The organism is Streptomyces sp. NPDC006140 (assembly GCF_040628815.1).
Taxonomy (GTDB): Bacteria; Actinomycetota; Actinomycetes; order Streptomycetales; family Streptomycetaceae; genus Streptomyces.
The window spans coordinates 265,431-286,000 of the sequence record NZ_JBEXTS010000009.1; the positions used below are offsets into that span (position 1 = coordinate 265,431).

13 protein-coding genes are annotated in these 20,570 nt (G+C 72.9%); 4 read left to right on the plus strand and 9 right to left on the minus strand.

The features are described 5' to 3' along the window. Positions 1–112: 112 nt before the first annotated feature. Positions 113–355, plus strand: a complete 243-nt coding sequence (locus ABZ386_RS24125; protein WP_003992805.1) for a mycoredoxin — start codon at positions 113–115, stop codon at positions 353–355. A 40-nt stretch (positions 356–395) separates the two neighbouring features. Here the strand turns inward: ABZ386_RS24125 and ABZ386_RS24130 are convergent, their stop codons facing one another. From ABZ386_RS24130 to ABZ386_RS24155, 6 genes are all read right to left on the minus strand, one after another. Beyond that, positions 396–1,013, minus strand: coding sequence for a class I SAM-dependent methyltransferase (locus ABZ386_RS24130; protein ID WP_355721696.1), 618 nt, complete (start codon positions 1,011–1,013; stop codon positions 396–398). 14 nt (positions 1,014–1,027) lie between these two features. Next, positions 1,028–1,972, minus strand: coding sequence for an NAD(+) diphosphatase (nudC, locus tag ABZ386_RS24135; RefSeq protein WP_190049454.1), 945 nt, complete (start codon positions 1,970–1,972; stop codon positions 1,028–1,030). A 156-nt stretch (positions 1,973–2,128) separates the two neighbouring features. Then, a complete protein-coding gene (locus ABZ386_RS24140) occupies positions 2,129–3,532 on the minus strand; it encodes a dipeptidase (RefSeq protein WP_351342213.1) in 1,404 nt (467 codons plus the stop codon). A 10-nt stretch (positions 3,533–3,542) separates the two neighbouring features. Continuing rightward, on the minus strand, positions 3,543–7,190 hold the full coding sequence (locus ABZ386_RS24145) for a UvrD-helicase domain-containing protein (RefSeq protein WP_358965796.1): 3,648 nt from the start codon (positions 7,188–7,190) through the stop codon (positions 3,543–3,545). 132 nt (positions 7,191–7,322) lie between these two features. Further along, the gene (locus ABZ386_RS24150) at positions 7,323–10,637 is read right to left on the minus strand and encodes an ATP-dependent DNA helicase (RefSeq protein ID WP_358965797.1); all 3,315 of its coding nucleotides are present in this window, start codon (positions 10,635–10,637) and stop codon (positions 7,323–7,325) included. A 257-nt stretch (positions 10,638–10,894) separates the two neighbouring features. Further along, a complete protein-coding gene (locus tag ABZ386_RS24155; protein WP_351342207.1) occupies positions 10,895–11,293 on the minus strand; it encodes an MGMT family protein in 399 nt (132 codons plus the stop codon). 177 nt (positions 11,294–11,470) lie between these two features. Here ABZ386_RS24155 and ABZ386_RS24160 point away from each other — a divergent pair, with 177 nt between their 5' ends. The 3 genes from ABZ386_RS24160 (at position 11,471) to ABZ386_RS24170 (ending at position 17,460) form a co-directional block, all read left to right on the plus strand. Then, positions 11,471–14,203 carry a lysylphosphatidylglycerol synthase domain-containing protein gene (locus tag ABZ386_RS24160; protein WP_358965799.1) on the plus strand — a complete coding sequence of 911 codons (2,733 nt, stop codon included), beginning with the start codon at positions 11,471–11,473 and terminating at the stop codon, positions 14,201–14,203. A gap of 107 nt (positions 14,204–14,310) precedes the next feature. Next, complete coding sequence (locus tag ABZ386_RS24165) at positions 14,311–15,855, plus strand: alpha/beta fold hydrolase (protein ID WP_358965801.1); 1,545 nt, start codon at positions 14,311–14,313, stop codon at positions 15,853–15,855. A gap of 135 nt (positions 15,856–15,990) precedes the next feature. Then, entirely contained in the window at positions 15,991–17,460 is a 1,470-nt protein-coding gene (locus ABZ386_RS24170) for an alpha/beta hydrolase (RefSeq protein ID WP_351342201.1), read from the plus strand. A gap of 71 nt (positions 17,461–17,531) precedes the next feature. On the opposite strand, the gene moeZ is transcribed toward ABZ386_RS24170, so the two are convergent. From moeZ to ABZ386_RS24185, 3 genes are all read right to left on the minus strand, one after another. Further along, complete coding sequence (gene moeZ, locus ABZ386_RS24175; protein WP_031114325.1) at positions 17,532–18,710, minus strand: adenylyltransferase/sulfurtransferase MoeZ; 1,179 nt, start codon at positions 18,708–18,710, stop codon at positions 17,532–17,534. A 63-nt stretch (positions 18,711–18,773) separates the two neighbouring features. Further along, positions 18,774–19,523: a spherulation-specific family 4 protein gene (locus ABZ386_RS24180; protein ID WP_358965803.1), complete on the minus strand. Its 750-nt coding sequence runs from the start codon at positions 19,521–19,523 to the stop codon at positions 18,774–18,776. Then, positions 19,511–20,470 (minus strand): NAD-dependent epimerase/dehydratase family protein, encoded by a 960-nt coding sequence (locus ABZ386_RS24185; RefSeq protein ID WP_037766309.1) that lies wholly within the window; start codon positions 20,468–20,470, stop codon positions 19,511–19,513. Before ABZ386_RS24185 ends, ABZ386_RS24180 begins: the two co-directional genes overlap by 13 nt. Positions 20,471–20,570: the final 100 nt, after the last annotated feature.

Genomic DNA, 20,570 nt, shown 5'->3' on the forward strand with positions numbered 1-20,570 from the left:
TGCGGCAGGCGTCACGCCCCGTACCGCCCGGACCCCGGGAATGGTGGAGCTTTCACATACGTTCCATCAGCGCGACCAACCGTCCCCGAGCCACCGAAGGAGCACGAGAGACATGCTGGGCACCGTGACGATGTACAGCACCACGTGGTGCGGCTACTGCCGCCGGCTGAAGAGCCAGATGGACCGCGAGGGCATCGCGTACACCGAGATCAACATCGAGCAGGACCCGGAGTCCGCCGCGTTCGTGGAGAAGGCGAATGGCGGAAACCAGACGGTGCCCACCGTCCTGTTCCCGGACGGCTCCACCCTCACCAACCCGTCGCTGGCTCAGGTGAAGCAGAAGATCGGCGCCTAGTCGCCGTGCGGTCGTACGGGGAAGGCGGTTCCTGAGCGGCTCAGGGGCCGCCTTCTCGTGGTCTGTCCCATACGACGACGTAGCGCCACAGCAGCGTGCGGCGGAAGCGGCAGCCGGGCAGCAGGCGGTTCAGGGCCTGCCGGATCTCCGCCCAGGACAGGTGCACATCTTCCATGGGCATGCCCGCCGGGCCCCGCTTGCCGCCGTGCCGGCGGGCGAGCAGCAGGCTGGCGGGCACGCCGCACGCGCTGATGAGCCAGTCCAGGAGTGTCCGGTTGGCGGCCAAGCCGACGATCACCAGACGGCCGCCGGGCGCGGTGAGCCGGGCGAGACGGGTGACCGCTTCCTCGAACGGCGCGTGGTGGACCACGGCGACCGCGCTGACGAAGTCGTACGCGCCCTCGGGCAGGGAGCCGTCGGCGAGGTAGTCCGCCTCCAGGTAGGTGACGTTGCCGGGCACGTGCGCGTGCGCGCGGGCGAGCCTGATCATCTCCGGTGACCGGTCCACGCCCGTGACGGACGCCGCCCGTGCCGCGAGTTTGCGGGCGAGCAGCCCGTCGCCGCAGCCGGCGTCCAGGGCCGCGCCGCAGCCGTCCGGCACGGCGGCGAGCACCGCCGGGTGGTGGTGGACGTTGTGGTTCCAGTAGGGATCGGGCACGCGGGCGGCCCCCGTCAGGCGACGCTCCTCGTCGGGAGCGGCTTGCCGTACCAGAGCTCGATCAGGCGGGCCGCGATCGAGATGCCATAGGGCGGGAGCACCTCGCCGGACTCGAAGGCGGCGCGCAGTTCGTCGCGGGAGAACCAGCGGGCCTCGTGGATCTCGTCGCCGTCGACGTCGATCTCGGTCGTGGTGGCGCGGGCCAGGAAGCCCAGCATGAGGCTGGACGGGAACGGCCAGGGCTGGCTGGCGACGTACTCGACCTGGCCGACGGTGATGCCGACCTCCTCGTGGACCTCGCGGCGCACCGACTGCTCGATGGCCTCGCCGGGCTCGACGAATCCGGCGAGTGTCGAGAAGCGTCCTTCGGGCCAGTGGACCTGGCGGCCGAGCAGGATGCGGTCGTCCTCATCGGTGACGGCCATGATCACGGCGGGGTCAGTGCGCGGGTAGTGCTCGGCGCCGCAGGCCGGACAGCGGCGGATGTGGCCGGCCGCCGCGATGACCGTGCGCTCGCCGCAGCGGGAGCAGAAGCGGTGCGTGCGCTGCCAGTTCTCCAGGCCGACCGCGTGCACCATCAGGCCCACGTCGCGCGCCGACAGCAGCAGTCCCGCCTCGCGCAGGCCCGCCGGGCGTGCGGACTGGTCCATGCGGCCGGGCAGGGAGTCCTTCTGGAGGGCGAAGTAGCTGACGCCGTCCTCGTCTATGCCGAGGAAGTAGCGGTGTGCCTCGGTGAGGGGGGCCTCGAAGGAGGGGGTCATGACGAGTTCGGTGCGCCCGTCCGCCGTCTCGTCGATGAGGACCTGGCCGCCGGAGACCACGAAGCAGCGCGTGGAGGGGTGGCTCCACGCCGCCGCGAGCCAGGCCTCGTCGAGCCGGTGGTGCGCGGCCCGGTCGATGCCGCTCGGGGCGGTGAGCGAGATGGGTCGGTCGGCGTTGTGGTCGGTCCAGGTGGTCACGGGTGCTTCCAACTCCCCCGGTGGAACGGTTGTGTTCGGCGGACTGTTCAGCGGGACGTACGGCGGGAGGCGACCGGGTCCGGTGGGCTCGGGCGGTGCGGGGCGGCCCTTCCAGTGTGCCCCGCGCGCGCTGCCGGTCCGGACGGCTCGGCGCGCTCAGGGCGCATGGCGCCAGTGCTCGGCGAGGTCACCCCACAGGTAGGCGGTGGTCTCCACGCCCTTCAGGAGCAGGTCGAGCTCCACTTTCTCGTTCGGGGCGTGCCAGCCGTCGGACGGGACGGAGATGCCGAGGAAGAGCACGGGTGCGCCGAGGACGTCCTGGAGGTCCGCCGCCGGCCCGGAGCCGCCCTCGCGCGTGAAGCGGACCGGCTTGTCGAAGGCCCGGCCCATCGCGCGGGCGACCGACTTCAGGGCGGGGTGGTCCAGCGGCGTGAGGCACGGGCGGGTGGCCCCGCTGAACGTGATCTCGCAGCGGATCCCGTCGGGCACCTGCTGCTCGGCCCAGGCCCGGACGGCCTTCTCGACATGGCCGGGGTCCTGGCCCGCCACCAGCCGGAAGGACAGCTTCACCATGGCGGAGGACGGAACGATCGTCTTGCTGCCCGGGCCCTGGTAGCCGCCCCCGATGCCGTTGACCTCGGCGGTGGGGCGGGCCCAGACGCGCTCCAGGGTGCTGTATCCGGCCTCGCCCTGGGTGGCGTACGACTTGGCCGCGCGCAGCCACTGCCGCTCGTCGAAGGGCAGTTCGGCGAAGAGTTCCCGCTCGCGGTCGGTGAGTTCGATCACGCCGTCGTAGAAGCCCGGGATCGCCACGCGCGCGTGTTCGTCGTGCAGCGCGGCGACCAGGCGGGCCACGGCGGTCGCCGGGTTGGGCACGGCGCCGCCGAAGGAACCGGAGTGGATGTCCTGGTCGGGGCCGTGCAGCCGTATCTCGCACTCGGCGAGGCCGCGCATGCCCGTGCACACCGTGGGGGTGTCCTCGGACCACATGCCGGTGTCGGAGACGATCACGGCGTCGGCGGCGAGCCGCTCGGCGTGCTGCTCGACCAGGGCCCGGAAGTGCGGCGAGCCGGATTCCTCCTCGCCCTCGATCAGCAGCTTCAGGTGCACGGCCGGGGTGGTACGGCCGGTGGCGGCGAGGTGGGCGCGGACGCCGAGGGTGTGGAAGAAGACCTGGCCCTTGTCGTCGGCCGCCCCGCGCGCGTAGAGGCGGTTCTCGCGCACGACCGGCTCGAAGGGCTCGCTGTCCCAGCCGTCCTCGCGGGCGGCGGGCTGCACGTCGTGGTGGCCGTAGACCAGCACGGTGGGCGCCTGCGGGTCGTCACAGGGCCACTCGGCGTAGACGGCGGGCGCGCCCGGAGTCTCCCAGACCTCGGCCGTCGGGAAGCCGGTCTCCTTCAGCTTGCCGGCGAGCCAGTCGGCGCTGCGTCGTACGTCGGGCGCGTGGTCCGGCTGGGCCGACACCGACGGGATCCGCAGCCACTCGGCGAGGTCGTCGAGGAAGGCGCCGCGGTGCCGCTCGATGTACGTACGGACGACGCTGTCCGGGGTCTGGCTCATGGTCACGAGCCTATCGGCCCGCACTGACGTCCTCGGAGTGTGGTTCCTCACCGGACCGACCTCCGGATCGCCCACCGGTTTCTCCACCGGACGGTTCGTCCAGCAGCAGCCGCTCCAGGGCGGCGCGGTCCGGCAGTTCCTCGGGGCGTACGACCTCACCGGTGCGTACGTACAGGAACGCCGCCGTGACCGACTCCGGGGGCACGCCCTGCTGCTCGGCCCAGGCGAGGCGGTAGACGGCGAGCTGGAGCGGGTCCGCGGTGCGGGAGCGGTTGGTCTTCCAGTCGACGATCTCGTACGTCGCGTCCTCCCCGTCGCCCTCCTTGTAGACGGCGTCGATGCGGCCCCGGACGACGCGGCCGGCGATCGCGAGCTGGAAGGGGGCTTCGACCCGGTAGGGCGTGCGGTGCGCGTACGCCGTGCGCTCGAAGGCGTCCTTCAGAGCCGCCAGGTCCCGTTCGTCCGCGATCTCGGCCTCGCTGCCGGGCAGTTCCTCCGGCTCCAGCATGGGCAGCGTCAGCTCTTCGAAGCGGGCCTCGACCCAGGCGTGGAAGCGGGTGCCCCTGCGGGCGGCGGGCTGGGGCGGCCGGGGCATGGGGCGGGCCAGCTCCTGCGCGAAGCCGTCCGGGTCGGCGGCCAGGCGCAGCAGCTCCGACGCCGTGAGGGAGGCGGGCAGGGGCACTTCGGTGACGCTGTCGCGGGCGCGCAGGAGCTCGCCGGTGAGGGCGTCGAGGTCGCGGTCCCAGGAGGCGACGGTGCGAGCTTCCTCCGGGGTGAGGGCCGGGGGTGCGGGGCGGGGGCGCGCTCCCGTCGGTTCCGGCGGCGCCGCCTGGTGATGAACCGTGGGGCCGTCGGCGGGCGCAGCGTCCCGGTCCGCCGGGGGCGCGTCGAACGGGGCCGCGTCGAACGGGTTCTTTTCGAACGGGTCCGGTTCATCGAAGGGGTCCCGCTCGTCGAAGGGGTCCCGCTCGTCGAAGGGGTCCCGCTCGTCGAAGGCGTCCCGATCGTCGAAGGGATCCCGCTCGTCGAACGGGTCCGGTTCCCCGAACGCGTCCGGTTCGTCGAGCGGGGGCTCGTCGTCCTCGGGCAGCGGGGGCCACTCCGGGTCGTCGAGGGCATCGGGGTCGTGCACGGCCGCGGGGTGCCCGTCCTCGTGGGACGCGAGGTCCTCCAGGTGGGCCAGGACGGTCTCGGCGGCGGCGCGGCGGCGGGCCAGGGCCGTCTCGTCCAGGGGCAGGGGCCAGATCTGGTCGGCCGTGGCCTGGTGGAGGGCCGGGTTCTCCTCGTCCTCGGCGGGTTCGTCCGCCCAGGCCTCGATCTCGCCGTACCCGGCCTCGCAGTGCTCGTAGAGGGCCTGGAGGAACGGGGACGGTCCGCGGCGCTTCTTCTGGGTGGGTCCCCACCAGTGGCCGGAGCCGAGGAGCAGGGAGCGGGGGCGGGTGAAGGTGACGTAGCCGAGGCGGAGTTCCTCGGTGTGCTGGTGGTCCTTCATGGCCTCGTGGAAGGCCTTCAGGCCCCTGGCGTCCCAGGAGGACACGTCGGGCAGGGTGTCGGCGTCGCCGCGCAGTCCGTGCGGCAGGACCTTGCCCTGGGAGGTCCACTTCTCGCGGCCCTGGCTGCTCGGGAAGGTGCCGGTGACCAGGCCGGGGACGACCACGACGTCCCATTCCAGGCCCTTGGACTTGTGGGCGGTGAGCACCTTGACGGTGTTCTCGCCGCCGGGGAGGGCGTTGTCGAGGCCCTTCTCGTACTGGGCGGCGGTGCGCAGGAAGCCGAGGAAGGCCAGCAGGGTCGCCTCGTTGTCGCCGGCGGCGAAGGAGGCGGCGATGTCCAGGAAGTTGGACAGGGTCTCGCGCCGGCGTGCGGCCAGGGCGTGCGGGGAGGCGGACAGCTCGACTTCCAGGCCGGTGACGGCGAGGACGCGGTGCAGGACGTCCATCAGCGGGTCGGCCAGGGAGCGGCGCAGCTCGCGCAGCTCGGTGGCGAGCCGGGCGAAGCGCACGCGCGCGTCGGGAGAGAAGGGCAGTCCGTCGTCGCCGCGGCCGTCCAGGGGCGTCTCCAGGAACGTGTCGAGGGCGTCCGCGAGTGAGATCACCTCGGACGGGTCGACCCCCTCGACGGCCTCGGCCAGACGGCGGTCCGGGTCGTCGTCGCCCTCCACGCGCGCGTGGGACACCAGAAGCCGGGCGCGGCGCCCCAGGAGGGCGAGGTCGCGGGGGCCGATGCGCCAGCGCGGGCCGGTCAGCAGGCGCACCAGGGAGGCGTTGGCACCGGGGTCCTGGAGGACTTCGCAGACGGCGACGAGGTCCGCGATCTCGGGCAGGTGCAGCAGGCCGGACAGGCCGACGACCTCGACCGGGACGTCCCGGGCGACCAGGGCGCCCTGGATCTCGGCGAAGTCGGTCGCCGTGCGGCACAGGACGGCGATCTCGCCGGGCGGGGTCCCGGTCCGGACGAGGTGGGCGACGGAGTCGGCGGTCCAGTCGATCTCCTCGGCGTGGGTGCGCAGCAGGGCGCAGCGGACCATGCCGTCGCGTTCGGCGCCGGGGGCCGGGCGGAGGGCCTCCACGCCCGCGTGCAGGGCGCGCAGGGGCTCGGCGAGGCCGTTGGCGAGGTCCAGGAGGCGGCCGCCGCTGCGGCGGTTCTCGCTGAGGGCCTGGCGGGTCGCGGGGCGGCCGTCGGCGTGGGCGAAGTGCTCGGGGAAGTCGTCGAGGTTGGCGACGGAGGCGCCGCGCCAGCCGTAGATCGCCTGGCAGGGGTCGCCGACGGCGGTGACGGGGTGGCCGGTGCCCTCGCCGAACAGGCCCGCGAGGAGGACGCGTTGGGCGACCGAGGTGTCCTGGTACTCGTCGAGGAGGACCACCCGGAACTCGTCGCGCAGGACACGGCCCACCTCGGGGATCCGCGCGAGCTGTGCCGACAGGGCGATCTGGTCGCCGAAGTCGAGCAGGTCCCGCTCGCGCTTGGCGGCCCGGTAGCGGGTCACCAGCTCGGCCAGCTCGCGGCGGGCGGCGGCCGCCTCGGGGACCTTGCGCAGGTCGGCGTTGGTGAGCTTGACGCCGCGCAGGGTCAGCAGCAGTTCGGCGTCGTAGGCGCGCAGCGCTTCCGGGCGGACCAGGTGCTCGGCGAGTTCGGCGTCGAGGGCGAGGAGGTCGCCGACCAGGTCCGCGAAGGACCGGGTCAGGGCCGGGTAGGGCCCGGGGGATTCGCGCAGGACGCGCGCGGCGAGCTGGAAGCGGGTGGCGTCGGCGAGCAGCCGGGACGTGGGCTCGAGGCCGATGCGCAGGCCGTGGTCGGTGAGCAGGCGGCCGGCGAAGGCGTGGTACGTGGAGATCACCGGCTCGCCCGGCGGGTTGTCCGGGTCGATGGCGTCCGGGTCGGTGACGCCGGCCTTGACGAGTGCCTTGCGGACGCGCTCGGCGAGTTCGGCGGCGGCCTTGTTGGTGAAGGTGAGGCCGAGCACCTGCTCGGGGGCGACCTGGCCGGTGCCGACCAGCCACACCACGCGTGCCGCCATCACCGTCGTCTTGCCCGAGCCGGCTCCGGCCACGATCACCTGCGGGGCGGGCGGCGCGGTGATGCAGGCCGTCTGCTCCGGGGTGAACGGGATGCCGAGGAGCTCCTTGAGCTGTTCGGGATCGGTGATACGGGCTGGCACAACGGAAGAGGCTAGCGGCGGGCACTGACAGCGGCGGCACGATCGGCCTTCCGGGGCGGAAGAACCGCAGGTCAGCTCGTGTGGTGCGATGGATCACTCCACCACGTCACTCCACCATGTCACTCCGCCACGTCACTCCACCACGTGGCGCCCCTCCTGTTGCGCGCTGCACGAGGCCCGGAACGCGCAGTGCGTGCAGTGCTGCCCGGCGGTCGGCGTAAACCGTTCGTCGAGGACCTTCCCGGCGGCGGTCGCCAGCAGGTCGCCGACCCACTCCCCCCGCAGCGGCTCCTGGGCCTGCACCTTGGGCAGGGCCTCGCCGCCGTCGCGCTGGGCGGCGCCCTGGCGGAGGTGGACGAGTTCGGCGCCGCCGGGCTCGGGGCGGCCGTCGAAGACGTCGTCGACGGCGCCCTCCCGGACGGCCAGCTGGTAGACGGCGAGCTGCGGGTGGCGCTCCACCTCCTTCCCGGTGGGCGCCTGCTTGCCGGTCTTGAAGTCGACGACGTAGGCGCGGCCCTCGCCGTCGGCCTCGACGCGGTCCATCTGGCCGCGGATGCGCACCTGGTAGTCGCCCGCTTCGAGGGTGACGTCGAAGTCGTGCTCGCTGGCCACCGGCGTGCGCCCGGTGCGGTCCATGACGTGCCACTTCAGGAAGCGTTCGAGCGCCACGCGCGCGTTGTCCTTCTCCTGCTCCGACTTCCAGGGCGCGTCGAAGGCGAGGGCGTTCCACACGGAGTCGAGGCGTTCCATGAGGACGGAGAGGTCGGCCGGGGTGCGTCCGGAGGCGACCTCGTCGGCGAGGACGTGCACCACGTTGCCGAACCCTTGGGCGGCGGTCGCGGGCGCGTCGGCCTTCACCTCGCGGCCCAGGAACCACTGCAGGGCGCAGGTGTTGGCGAGCTGGTCGAGGGCGCTGCCGGAGAGCACCACGGGCTGGTCGCGGTTGCGCAGCGGCACCTTGGACTCGGTCGGCTCGAACATGCCCCACCAGCGGTAGGGGTGCGCGGAGGGCACCAGGGGACGGCCGTCCTCGTCGGCGAGGGCGGCGAGCCGGGCCAGCCGGCGGGCGGCGGCCTCCCTCAGGGCGTCGGAGACGCGCGGGTCGACCGTGGTGGCGCGCAGTTCGGCGACGAGTGCCGCGACGGACAGGGGGCGGCGGGGGCGCCCGGTGACGTCCTTGGGTTCGACGCCGAGTTCGGTCAGGAACCGGGAGGGCTGGTCGCCGTCGTCCGCGGGGGCCTTGACCGCCGTGACGACGAGCCGTTCACGCGCGCGTGTGGCGGCCACGTAGAACAGGCGGCGTTCCTCGGCGAGCAACGCGCCGGGGGTGAGAGGTTCGGCGAGTCCGTCGCGGCCGATGCGGTCGGCTTCCAGCAGGGAGCCGCGGCGCCGCAGGTCCGGCCACAGGCCCTCCTGGACGCCCGCGACGACCACGAGGCGCCATTCCAGCCCCTTGGAGCGGTGCGCGGTCATCAGGCGGACGGCGTCGGGGCGTACGGCACGCCGGGTGAGGGTGTCGGCGGCGATGTCCTCGGCGTCGATCTCCTCCAGGAAGTTCAGCGCGCCCCGGCCGCCGGAGCGCTCCTCGGCGCGGGCAGCGGTCGCGAACAGGGCGCAGACCGCGTCCAGGTCGCGGTCCGCGTTGCGCCCGGAGGCCCCGCCCCGGCGTGCGGCCCGCTCCAGGCGGCCGGGCCACGGCGTGCCCTCCCAGAGGTCCCACAGCGCCTCCTCGGCCGTGCCGCCGCCGGCCAGCCGCTCCCGGGCCTTGCGCAGCAGCGCGCCGAGACGCTGGGCGCCACGCGCGTACCCGGGATCGTGCACGGCGAGGCGCTCCGGCTCCGCGAGGGCCTGCGCGAGCAGCACGTCGGAGGGCGGCGGCAGCGGATTGCCGGCGGCCCGCTCCTCGTCCCGCAGGGCCCGGCCGAGGCGGCGCAGGTCGGCGGCGTCCATGCTCGCCAGGGGGGAGGTGAGGAGGGCGAGGGCGGTCTCGGTGTCGAGCCAGCCGGGCCCGGACTCGCCGAAGGCGGTGTCCGCGGGCGCGTCGGCCCGCGCCACCTCGGCCGAGGCCACCGCCCGAAGGGCCGTCAGCAGCGGCGCCACCGCCGGCTCGTGGCGCAGCGGCACGTCGTCGCCGTCGACGTCCACGGGGACGCCCGCCGCCGACAGAGCGCGGCGGACCGTCGGGATGGTCCGGGAGCCGGCGCGCACCAGGACGGCCATCTCGCTCCACGGGACGCCGTCCTCCAGGTGGGCCCTGCGGAGGATGTCGGCGATGTTGTCCAGCTCCGTGCCGGCCGTCGGATACGTGTACGCCTCGACGCGGCCGCCGTCCCGGACGGAGGCGAGTTCGCGATGGGCGCGCACCTTCTCGGCGGGCAGCCGGGTCAGCGGCATGCGCTGGGTCAGCAGCCGGGTGGCGGCCAGCAGGGCGGCGCCGGAGCGGCGGGACGTACGCAGCACCGCCACGGGGGCCGGACGGCCGTCCGCGCGCGGGAAGGCGTGCGGGAACTCCAGGATGCCGTTCACGTCCGCCCCGCGGAACGCGTAGATCGACTGGTCGGGGTCACCGAAGGCGACCAGGGTGCGGCCGCCGCCGGCCAGGGCGTGCAGCAGTCGCACCTGGGCGGGATCGGTGTCCTGGTACTCGTCGACGTAGACGGCGTCGTACCGGGCGGCGAGCCGCGCTGCGACCTCGGGGCGGCGGGCGAGGAGCACCGCGCGGTGGACGAGTTCCGCGTAGTCGATCACGCCCTGCAGGTCGAGTACGTCGAGGTACTCGGCGAGGAAGGCGGCCGCGGCGCGCCAGTCGGGGCGTCCCGTGCGGCGAGCGAAGGCGGCCAGGGCGTCCGGCCCGAGGCCGAGTTCACGGGTGCGGGCGAGGACCGCGCGGACCTCGTCGGCGAAACCGCGCGTGGTCAGGCAGGCGCGCAGTTCGTCCGGCCAGCGCACGTGCGCGAGCCCGAGCCTCCCCAGCTCGATCTGGCCCGCGAGCAGTTCGCGCACCGAAACGTCCTGCTCGGGGCCGGACAGCAGCCGCAGCGGCTCCACGAACAGGTCGCTGTCCTGGTGGGCGCGGACCAGGGCGTAGCAGAACGAGTGGAAGGTGGTCGCCTGGGGGGCGCGGGCAGCCCCGGTGCGCAGGGCCAGGCGGTCGCGCAGTTCGACGGCCGCGCGGCGGCTGAACGTGAGCACCAGGACGCGTTCGGGGTCGCCGCCCCGGGCGATCCGCTCGGCGACGGACTCGACGAGCGTGGTGGTCTTGCCCGTGCCAGGGCCTGCGAGGACGAGCAGCGGGCCGGCCGTGTGGTCAACCACGGAGCGCTGCGAGGCGTCCAAAAGAGGGGGGTCCACGCGGGCAGGAGGGGTACGTACCAGTCGGTAAGCGCCACGGCTCCCCCGCCGCACGCGGGGGTGCGACAGGCCGCTGGTGGAGGAAGAGGAGCTCACGTGGTTCGCCGGTCCTGGTGGAAGTGCTGGTTGGCGGGCCGCCGCGCGTGGCGGGCGGTGACCGCGGGGTGACGGGGGCACGCGCGGCCGACGCTACGCCGACCGACGAGGCGGAAGCAGGGCTTCCGATTTTTCCCGTCGGCCACTCTCGGCACTCATGCCCCTCGCCTCACGAACGTACGTCATGCCGCCGATGTGCCCCGATTCCCCCGTCCGGATCACGGGCCACACAGGAGGCCGTGCGATGGCGGAAGCTGTCAGGTGTGACCTTCCGCGCGTTCGCCGCCGTCCCACCGCGCCCGTCTCATGTCGATGCGCGGCAGGTGGCCCTCGGCGGCGCGGCTCGCCTGCTTCAGGGGCGTGCCCTCCGCCCGGTAGTGGCCGAGCGCCCGCTGCTCGTGCCCCGGGAGCAGCACGCCGTCCGCCCGGACCACGCGCCACCAGGGAACGGCTCCCCCGTACAGGGCCATCACCCGGCCCACCTGGCGCGGACCGCCCTCCTCCAGCCATTCGGCGACGTCCCCGTAAGTCATGACACGGCCCGGCGGGATCAGTTCGGCGACGTCGAGGACCCGCTCGGCGTACTCGGGCAGCGCCTGCGCGCCCTCGTCCTCGAACCGGCCCCCCTCAGGGCTCTCCTCACTCATCCGACCCATCCTGCCCCACCCCACCGACAACGGGACGCGCGTGCTCCCGAGCGTTTCCCTCGCCCGGCAGGAGCGCGTCGGGCAGACTGTCCGCCCCCGCATGTGCACCCTGATGCCCCCGTGTGTCGGTGCGGCATGCCACCATCGTGCGGGCGGTGACCGGTGATACGAGACCAAGAAGAGACGATGAAGCAGCAGGGTGCGCACCCCGAGGAGCCGGAGGGCACCTCTGACGCTTCGTCGCGCCCGGGCGCCCCGGACGACGGCCCGAAGGCGGCCGGGAAGCCACCCCGGACGGACGCCGAGGGGACCGACACCGCGTACATCGACGAGGTGGAGGGCGACGAACCACTCCTCCCCGCGCGCGTGCACCGCCCGTCCGACCTGATGCGGCTCCTGGTGGGCGTGCTCGCCGTCGTGGTGCTGCTCGGGATCGCCGCGTTCGCGCACGGCACCACCTCGGGCCTCGAACAGGACATCAACAAGGGCACCGGGCAGGCGCCCGACCTGCTCATCAAGATCGCGGGACTGGCCTCCAGCATCGCGATCCTGCTGGTGCCGGTCGCCTTCGCCATCGAGCGGCTGATCAAACGGGACGGGCTCAGGATCGCCGACGGCGTGCTCGCGGCCGTCCTGGCGCACGGCGTGACGCTGGCCACAGACCTGTGGGTCGCCCGGGCCGCCCCGGACTCCATCCAGGAGGCCCTCACCCAGCCCTCCCCCGGCGACATCCACGCGCTGACCGATCCCGTGCACGGCTATCTGGCCCCGGTCATCGCGTACATGACGGCCGTGGGCATGTCGCGCCGGCCGAGATGGCGCGCGGTGCTGTGGGTCGTGCTGCTCCTCGACGCCTTCTCGATGCTCGTGACGGGGTACACGACACCGTTCTCGATCATCCTGACCGTGTTGATCGGCTGGACCGTGGCCTACGGCACGCTCTACGCGGTCGGCTCGCCGAACGTCCGGCCCACCGGGCGGACGCTGATGGCCGGCCTGCGGACCGTCGGCTTCCGCCCCGTCAGCGCCTCGCGCGAGGACACCCCGGACCACAACCCGGACACCGGGGACCGGGGCCGCCGCTACTTCGTCACGCTCGAGGACGGCCCCCCGCTGGACGTGACCGTGGTCGACCGGGAGCAGCAGGCCCAGGGCTTCTTCTACCGCGCCTGGCGGAACCTGACCCTGCGCGGCTTCGCCACCCGCAGCAGCCTCCAGTCGCTGCGCCAGGCCCTGGAGCAGGAGGCGCTGCTGGCGTACGCGGCCATCGCGGCGGGCGCCAACGCGCCCAAACTGATCGCCACCTCCGAACTCGGCCCCGACGCCGTGATGCTCGTCTACGAGCACAGCGGCGGCCGCACCCTCGACTCGCTGCCGGACGAGGAGATCACCGACGACCTGCTGCGCGACACCTGGCACCAGGTGAAGGCGCTGCAGTCCCGGCGTATCGCGCACCGCAGGCTGGTGGGCGACGCGATTCTGGTGGATCGTTCCGGCACGGTGATCATCACCGACCTGCGGGTCGGCGAGATCGCGGCCGGCGACCTGCTGCTGCGCATGGACACCTCCCAGCTGCTCGTCACCCTCGGTCTCCGGGTGGGCGCCGAGCGGGCGGTGTCCTCCGCGGTGGGCGTGCTCGGCCCGGACGCCGTGGCGGACTGCCTGCCGATGCTCCAGCCCATCGCGCTCAGCCGCTCCACGCGCGCGACGCTGCGCAGACTGGCCCGGGAGCGGGCACAGCGCGAGCGCGACGCGGTCCTGGAGGCGTCCCGGCACGCCAAGCAGGCGCGCCTGGAGGAGACCTCCGACGAGGCCGTGCCCGTCCTGGAGAAGCCCGACAAGAAAGCCGTACGGGCGGAGCAGCGGGCCGAGAAGCGGGCCATCGACGAGGCTCTGGAGGAGGCGCGCGAGGAGGATCTGCTCACCCAGATCCGGCACGAGGTGCTGCGGATCAGGCCGCAGGCACCGGTGGAGCCGGCCCGGCTGGAGCGGGTGCGGCCGCGCACGCTGATCAGTTTCATGGCAGGGGCGATCGGCGCGTACTTCCTGCTGACGCAGCTCACGCACATCGAGTTCGGGCCGCTCATCGCGAACGCCGAGTGGGGCTGGGTCGCGGCGGCCGTGCTGTTCTCGATGTGCAGCTACATCGCGGCGGCGATGGCACTGCTGGGGTTCGTGCCCGAGCGGGTGCCGTTCCTGCGGACCGTGGCGGCGCAGGTCGCCGGGTCCTTCGTGAAGATCGTCGCCCCGGCGGCGGTGGGCGGCGTCGCCCTGAACACGCGCTTCCTGCAGCGCGCGGGAGTGCGGCCGGGGCTGGCGGTGGCGAGTGTGGGCGCGTCGCAGCTGTTCGGGCTCGGCTGCCACATCCTGATGCTGCTGTCCTTCGGCTACCTGACCGGCACGGAGAAGACGCCGTCGCTGTCGCCGTCCCGGACCGTCATCGCGGGCCTGTTGACGGTGGCGGTGCTCGTGCTCGTGGTGACCTCCGTGCCCTTCCTGCGGAAGTTCGTCGTCACGCGCGTGAGGTCGCTGTTCGCGGGTGTCGTGCCGCGCATGCTGGACGTGCTCCAGCGGCCGCAGAAGCTGGTCACCGGCATCGGCGGCATGCTGCTGCTGACCGCCTGCTTCGTGATGTGCCTGGACGCGTCCATCCGCGCCTTCGGTGACGAGTCCACCTCGATCAGCATCGCCAGCGTCGCCGTCGTCTTCCTCGCGGGCAACGCCCTCGGGTCGGCGGCGCCGACACCGGGCGGTGTGGGCGCGGTCGAGGCGACCCTGACGGTCGGCCTGATCGCCGTCGGGCTCCCCAAGGAGGTCGCGGCGCCCGCGGTCCTGCTGTTCCGCCTGCTGACGCTGTGGCTGCCCGTGCTGCCGGGCTGGCTGGCCTTCAACCACCTCACCCGGAAACAAGCCCTCTGACGCGACCGCGCGACACGCGTTCCGGCACCATCGGCACCTCCTTCCTCGACTCCCTCGTACGGCACGCGTCCCGCGCGCCCGGCACCGCGCCGCCGCAGGATGGAACCATGCCGACCCGCCTCCGGCTGCGCGCCGCCGCCCTGACCGCCACCGCCGTGCTGCTGGCCACCGTGCCGACCGCCTGCGGAAACGGCGACGCCGAGGACGAGGACCTCACGCGGCAGGAGCTGGACTGGGAGGCATGTCAGGCCCCGTCCGACGCACAGGGCGGCGGCGCTCCGCCCTCGCCCCTGCCGGACGGCGGCGAGTGGCAGTGCGCCACGATGAAGGCGCCCCTCGACTGGGACGACCCCGAGGGCGACACGATCGGCCTCGCACTGATCCGGGCCAGGGCCGGCGACGCGAACCGGCGCATCGGCTCGCTCATCTTCAACTTCGGCGGCCCCGGCGGCTCGGGCGTCACCTCGCTGCCCGCTTTCGCGGAGGGCTACGAGACCCTGCGCACCCGCTACGACCTGGTCAGCTTCGATCCCCGCGGAGTCGGCCGCAGCGCCCCCGTGATCTGCGAGAACGACCAGCAGCTCGACGCGTACTTCCAGCAGGACGCCACGCCCGACGACGCCGCCGAGCGCACCGAGCTCCTGGACAACACCAAGGAGTTCAACGAGGCCTGCGAGCAGAACTCGAAGAAGGTGCTGCCCCACGTACGCACCACCGACGCGGCCCGGGACCTGGACCTGATGCGCCAGGTCCTCGGCGACGACAGGCTGCACTACTTCGGCATCTCCTACGGCACCGAACTCGGCGGCGTCTACGCCCACCTGTTCCCCAAGCGGGTCGGCCGCGCCGTGTTCGACGCCGTCGTCGACCCCACGCAGAACGCCGAACAGGGCTCGCTCGGGCAGGCGAAGGGCTTCCAGCTCGCGCTCGACAACTTCGCCCAGGACTGCGTGTCCAAGGCCGAGGAATGTCCCATCGGCACGAGCGCCCAGGAGGTGAAGAACCGTATCGCCAGGCTGCTGAAGGACCTCGACAGCCGCCCCATCCCGGGCGTCTTCCCGCGCGAACTGACCCAGACCGCGGCGACCAGCGGCATCGCACAGGCGCTGTACTCGCAGGACTTCTGGGAGTACCTCACCGAGGGCCTGCAGCAGGCGTACAGCGGTGACGGCAGCATCCTGTTGCTGCTGTCCGACTCGATGAACGGCCGCGAGGAGAACGGCGAGTACAGCAACCTCGCCGCCGCCAACACCGCCATCAACTGCGCCGACGACAAGCCCCGCTACGACACGGCCTACGTCGAGCGGAAGCTGCCCGAGTTCCGGGCGGCGTCCGACCTGTTCGGCGACTATCTTGCCTGGGGCATGATCAGCTGCACCGACTGGGCGGTGCCGGGCGCCGCCGACCATCCCGACGTGCGCGCGCCGGGCTCGGCGCCGATCCTGGTCGTCGGCAACACCGGCGACCCGGCCACGCCGTACGAGGGCGCGCGGAAGATGGTGGACGCGCTGGGCGAGGGCGTCGGGGTCGAGCTGACGTACCGGGGGCAGGGGCACGGCGCCTACGACAGCGAGAACAAGTGCGTGCGAGCCGCCGTGAACGGTTATCTGCTGGACGGAAAGGTGCTGCGGGCTGGGACCGTCTGCACCTGATCCCGACCCGAACCTCACAAACGCGCAGGTCAGAAGGTTATCCACAGGCTGGGACGGCCGACGCGGGATCTGCCTACCATGGCCTGACCGCCATCCGCGGCACGGAGCGGACGGCCTGCGAGGGGGGATGGGCACATGACGCGCTTCGTACGGTGGACCGCTCTGGCGGTCGCCTCGGCGCTGCTGGCGGCGGGCTGCGCCGGCAGCTCGTCCGACGACGACAAGGGCGGGCTCTCCTGGGGCCGCTGCAAGGCCACGGCCGACGGCCCCGCGCCGAGCAGAGACTGGCAGTGCGCGACGCTCAAGGTGCCGCTGGACTGGTCCGAGCCGGACGGCGAGAAGATCGGCCTGGCCCTGATCCGCGCCAAGGCCCGCGGCGACGACCGCGCGGGCTCGCTCCTGTTCAACTTCGGCGGCCCGGGCGCCTCGGGCGTGTCCATGATGCCGTCGTACGCCCCGACGGTCTCCCAGCTCCGCGAGCGGTACGACCTGGTGAGCTGGGATCCGCGCGGGGTGGGCGCCAGCGAGGGCGTGCGCTGCCGCGGTGACAAGGAGATCCAGGCGGCGGAATCGGTGGACGTCTCCCCGGACACCCCCGCCGAGGAGCAGGCCTACTTCGCGGACGCCGCCGACTTCGCCCAGGGCTGCCGGAAGAACGCCGGGAAGCTGCTGGCACACGTGTCGACCGCCGACTCCGCCCGCGACATGGACCGCATCCGGCAGGCCCTCGGCGACGACAGGATGAACTACTTCGGCATCTCCTACGGCACCGAACTGGGCGGCACATACGCCCACTTGTTCCCGAAGAAGGTCGGGCGGATGACGCTCGACGCGGTCGTCGACCCCGGCGCCGACACCGTGGGGCACGCCCAGAACCAGGCCAGGGGCTTCCAGCGCGCGCTGAACGGCTACCTCGAGTCCACCGGCCAGGACCCGGCCGAGGGTTCGCGGAAGATCGCGGCCCTGCTGCGCCGGATCGACGCCCGGCCCCTGCCGGCGGGCACGCCCGGGCGGAAGCTGACCCAGACACTCGCGGTCACGGGCATCATCCTGCCGCTGTACAGCAAGGACAGCTGGCCGACGCTGACCAGCGCCCTCGACGCGGCGGAGCGGGGAGACGGCTCGGAGCTGCTGGCCCTGGCCGACGGCTACAACGAACGCGACCCGTCGGGCCGCTACGGCACGACGACGCACTCCCAGCGGGTCATATCGTGCCTGGACGACCGGCAGCGGCCGACCGCGGCCGAGACGAAGAAGCTGCTGCCGCAGTTCGAGAAGATCTCCCCGGTCTTCGGGACGTTCCTCGGCTGGGACACGGCCGGCTGGTGCCACGACTGGCCGGTGCCCGGGCAGCACGACACCCCGGAGGTGAGCGCGGCGGGCTCGGCACCGATCCTGGTCGTCGGCAACACCGGCGACCCGGCCACCCCGTACGAGGGTGCGCGGCGGATGGCCGACGAGTTGGGCAAGGGTGTCGGCGTGATGCTCACCTGGCGGGGGCAGGGGCATGGTGCCTACGGCAGCGGGAGCGACTGCGTCGACTCGACGGTAAACGCGTATCTGCTGGGCGGTTCGGTGCCGAAGGACGGCAAGGTCTGCTCATGACGACGGCGGGGGCTCCGGGCACCCGTGGTGCGCGAAGCCCCCGCCGCTCCGAAAGGCAGGCCGGGTGCGGCTCAGTAGACCGGCTTGTCCGGCTCGATCTGGTTGACCCAGCCGATCACGCCGCCGCCGACGTGGACGGCGTCCGAGAAGCCCGCGGACTTCAGGACCGCGAGGACTTCCGCACTGCGGACACCCGTCTTGCAATGCAAGACGATCTTCTTGTCCTGCGGGAGGCTCTCCAGGGCGGTGCCCATGAGGAACTCGTTCTTCGGGATCAGCCGGGCGCCCGGGATGGAGACGATCTCGTACTCGTTCGGCTCGCGGACGTCGATGATGTCGATGCTCTCGCCGTCGTCGATCCACTCCTTGAGCTGCTTGGGAGTGATCGTCGAGTCGGCGGCCGCCGCCTGGGCCTCCTCGGAGACGACGCCGCAGAAGGCCTCGTAGTCGATGAGCTCGGTGACGGTCGGGTTCTCGCCGCAGACCGCGCAGTTCGGGTCCTTGCGGACCTTGACCTGGCGGTACTGCATCTCCAGGGCGTCGTAGATCATCAGGCGGCCGACCAGCGGCTCACCGATGCCGGCGAGGAGCTTGATGGCCTCGTTGACCTGGATGGAGCCGATGGACGCGCACAGCACGCCCAGGACGCCGCCCTCGGCGCAGGAGGGGACCATGCCGGGCGGCGGGGGCTCCGGGTACAGGCAGCGGTAGCACGGGCCGTGCTCGGACCAGAAGACGGACGCCTGGCCGTCGAAGCGGTAGATCGAACCCCACACGTACGGCTTGTTCAGCAGCACGCAGGCGTCGTTGACCAGGTAGCGGGTCGCGAAGTTGTCCGTGCCGTCGACGATCAGGTCGTACTGGCTGAAGATGTCCATCACGTTGTCGGCCTCGAGCCGCTCCTCGTGAAGGACCACGTTCACGTACGGGTTGATGCCCTTGACGCTGTCGCGGGCGGACTCGGCCTTCGGGCGGCCGATGTCGGCCTGGCTGTGGATGATCTGACGCTGCAGGTTCGACTCGTCGACCTCGTCGAACTCCACGATGCCGAGGGTGCCGACGCCCGCGGCGGCCAGGTACATCAGCGCCGGCGAGCCCAGGCCGCCGGCGCCCACACACAGCACCTTGGCGTTCTTCAGCCGCTTCTGCCCGTCCATCCCGACGTCGGGGATGATCAGGTGGCGGGAGTACCTGCGAACCTCGTCTACGGTGAGCTCGGCAGCCGGCTCGACCAGGGGTGGCAACGACACGGGGACTCCGTTGGTCGGTCAATCACTACGGTTGTTCTCCCCGTAACAGTGCCATGTGCTTTTTCATTCCGAGACACCTGTTCCGACCAGCGAGACGATGTCGTCCCAGTAGCCGGGCATGGACTCGAAGGGGTCGGTGCGGCCCCCGCAGTCCGTGTGGTCGGTGAACCAGATCGTGGCGGCGCCCTGCCAGCGGGCGATGCGCAGGGCCTCGTCCAGGTGGGCGCGGGGCACGCCGTGCACGAAGTGGCAGAAGCGCTCGGGCGGATGGTCGGCGGTCCACTCGGCCACCTGCGACCAGCGGTAGTCGCTCCAGGGGCCGGAGAAGGTGACGAGCTGGTCGGCGAGCTCGGCGTAGCCGGGGTTCGGGTGGATGCCGTGGCCGAGGACGATGTGGGCATCGTCACGGATCACGCGGAGCGTGGCGACCGTGCGGCGGACCTCGGGCAGCCCGGTGTGGTCCGCCGGGCAGCGGTCCAGGAGGAAGCCGTCGACGTGGTACCAGTCGACGTACCGGTGGGCGTCCGAGACCAGTTCACCGAAGGCCCGGGAGCCGTACCGGGTGTCGAGCAGGCCGAGGACGCGGACGCCCGCGTTGCGCAGACGGCCGGCCGCCTCCAGGCAGTGCGGGTCGGGGCGGGTGCCGGGGCCGTCGGCCACGTTGAGGACCACCCAGTGCAGCGGGGTGCCGGGCCGGGTCAGTTCGCCCCACTCGGCGGGGGCGAGGAGGGGGTGCGCGTAGCCGGGGACGCCGACGCCGGGGCGGAGCTCGGTGCTGGAGGTGCGCGGTCGGGTGCTGGTCAGATGCGGCATGCCGCCTCCATCCAGATGTCCGCGAGGGATTCCTCGAGGCCGATCCGGGGGCGCCAGCCGAGCCGGTCGCGCGCGGTGCGCACGTCGGCCTGCTGCCAGCTGCCGCAGCCGTCCGGGTACGGGTACGCGACCGGGTGCGCGTGGTCCGAGTCGGGCCGGGGGTGCCCGATGGCCGGGCGCAGCGCGCCGGGCGGGCCGTCGAGTTCGTGGAGGGCGCCGCCGTACCCGGCGACGCGGGCGAGGACCGCGGCGGCGTCGCGCAGCCGTACGGCGCGGCCCGAGCCGATGTTGATGACGCCCTGCGCGGCGGAGAGCGAGGCGGCGTGCACGGCGCGGGCCACGTCGCGGACGTCGACGAAGTCGCGCTGCGCGCCGAGGCCGCCGAGTTTCAGCTCGCCGTCGCCGGACTGCATGGCGCGGCGCATGGCCTCGGCGAGACGGCCCAGTGGGGAGCCGGCGGGGGTGCCGGGTCCGGCCGGGGAGAAGACGCGCAGGACGACGGCGTCCAGGCCGGAGCCGAGGACCAGCTCGGTGGCGGCGAGTTTGCTGACGCCGTACGGTCCGCCGGGCCGGGGCACGGCGTCCTCGGCCGTGGAGGAGCCGGGCTGGCTCGGTCCGTACTCCGCGCTGCACCCGATCTGCACCAGACGGGCACCGCAGCCGCTGCGCCGCAGGGCCTCGCAGACGGTGGCCACGGCGACGGTGTTGTGCCGGGTGAGTTCGCGGGCACCGCCACGGGTGGCGCCGGCGCAGTTGACGACGACGCCGGGGTGGACCGCGTCGAGGAAGCGGGTGAGGGCGCCGGGACTGCCGGAGGCGAGGTCGAAGCGGACGTCGGCGTCGTCGCCGCGGCCGAGGGCGGTGAGCTGCACGGCGGGGTCGGCGAGCAGACGGTCGGCGACGAAGCGCCCGATGTAGCCGTTGGCTCCGATCAGCAGGACTCTCATCGCGCGGCTCCCGGGGTGGCGGTGGCTCCGGGGTGGGTGGTCATGCGGGTTCTCCTTGAGGCGGGAAGGGAGGGGTGGGGCAGGTGCCTTCGGTGGTGGC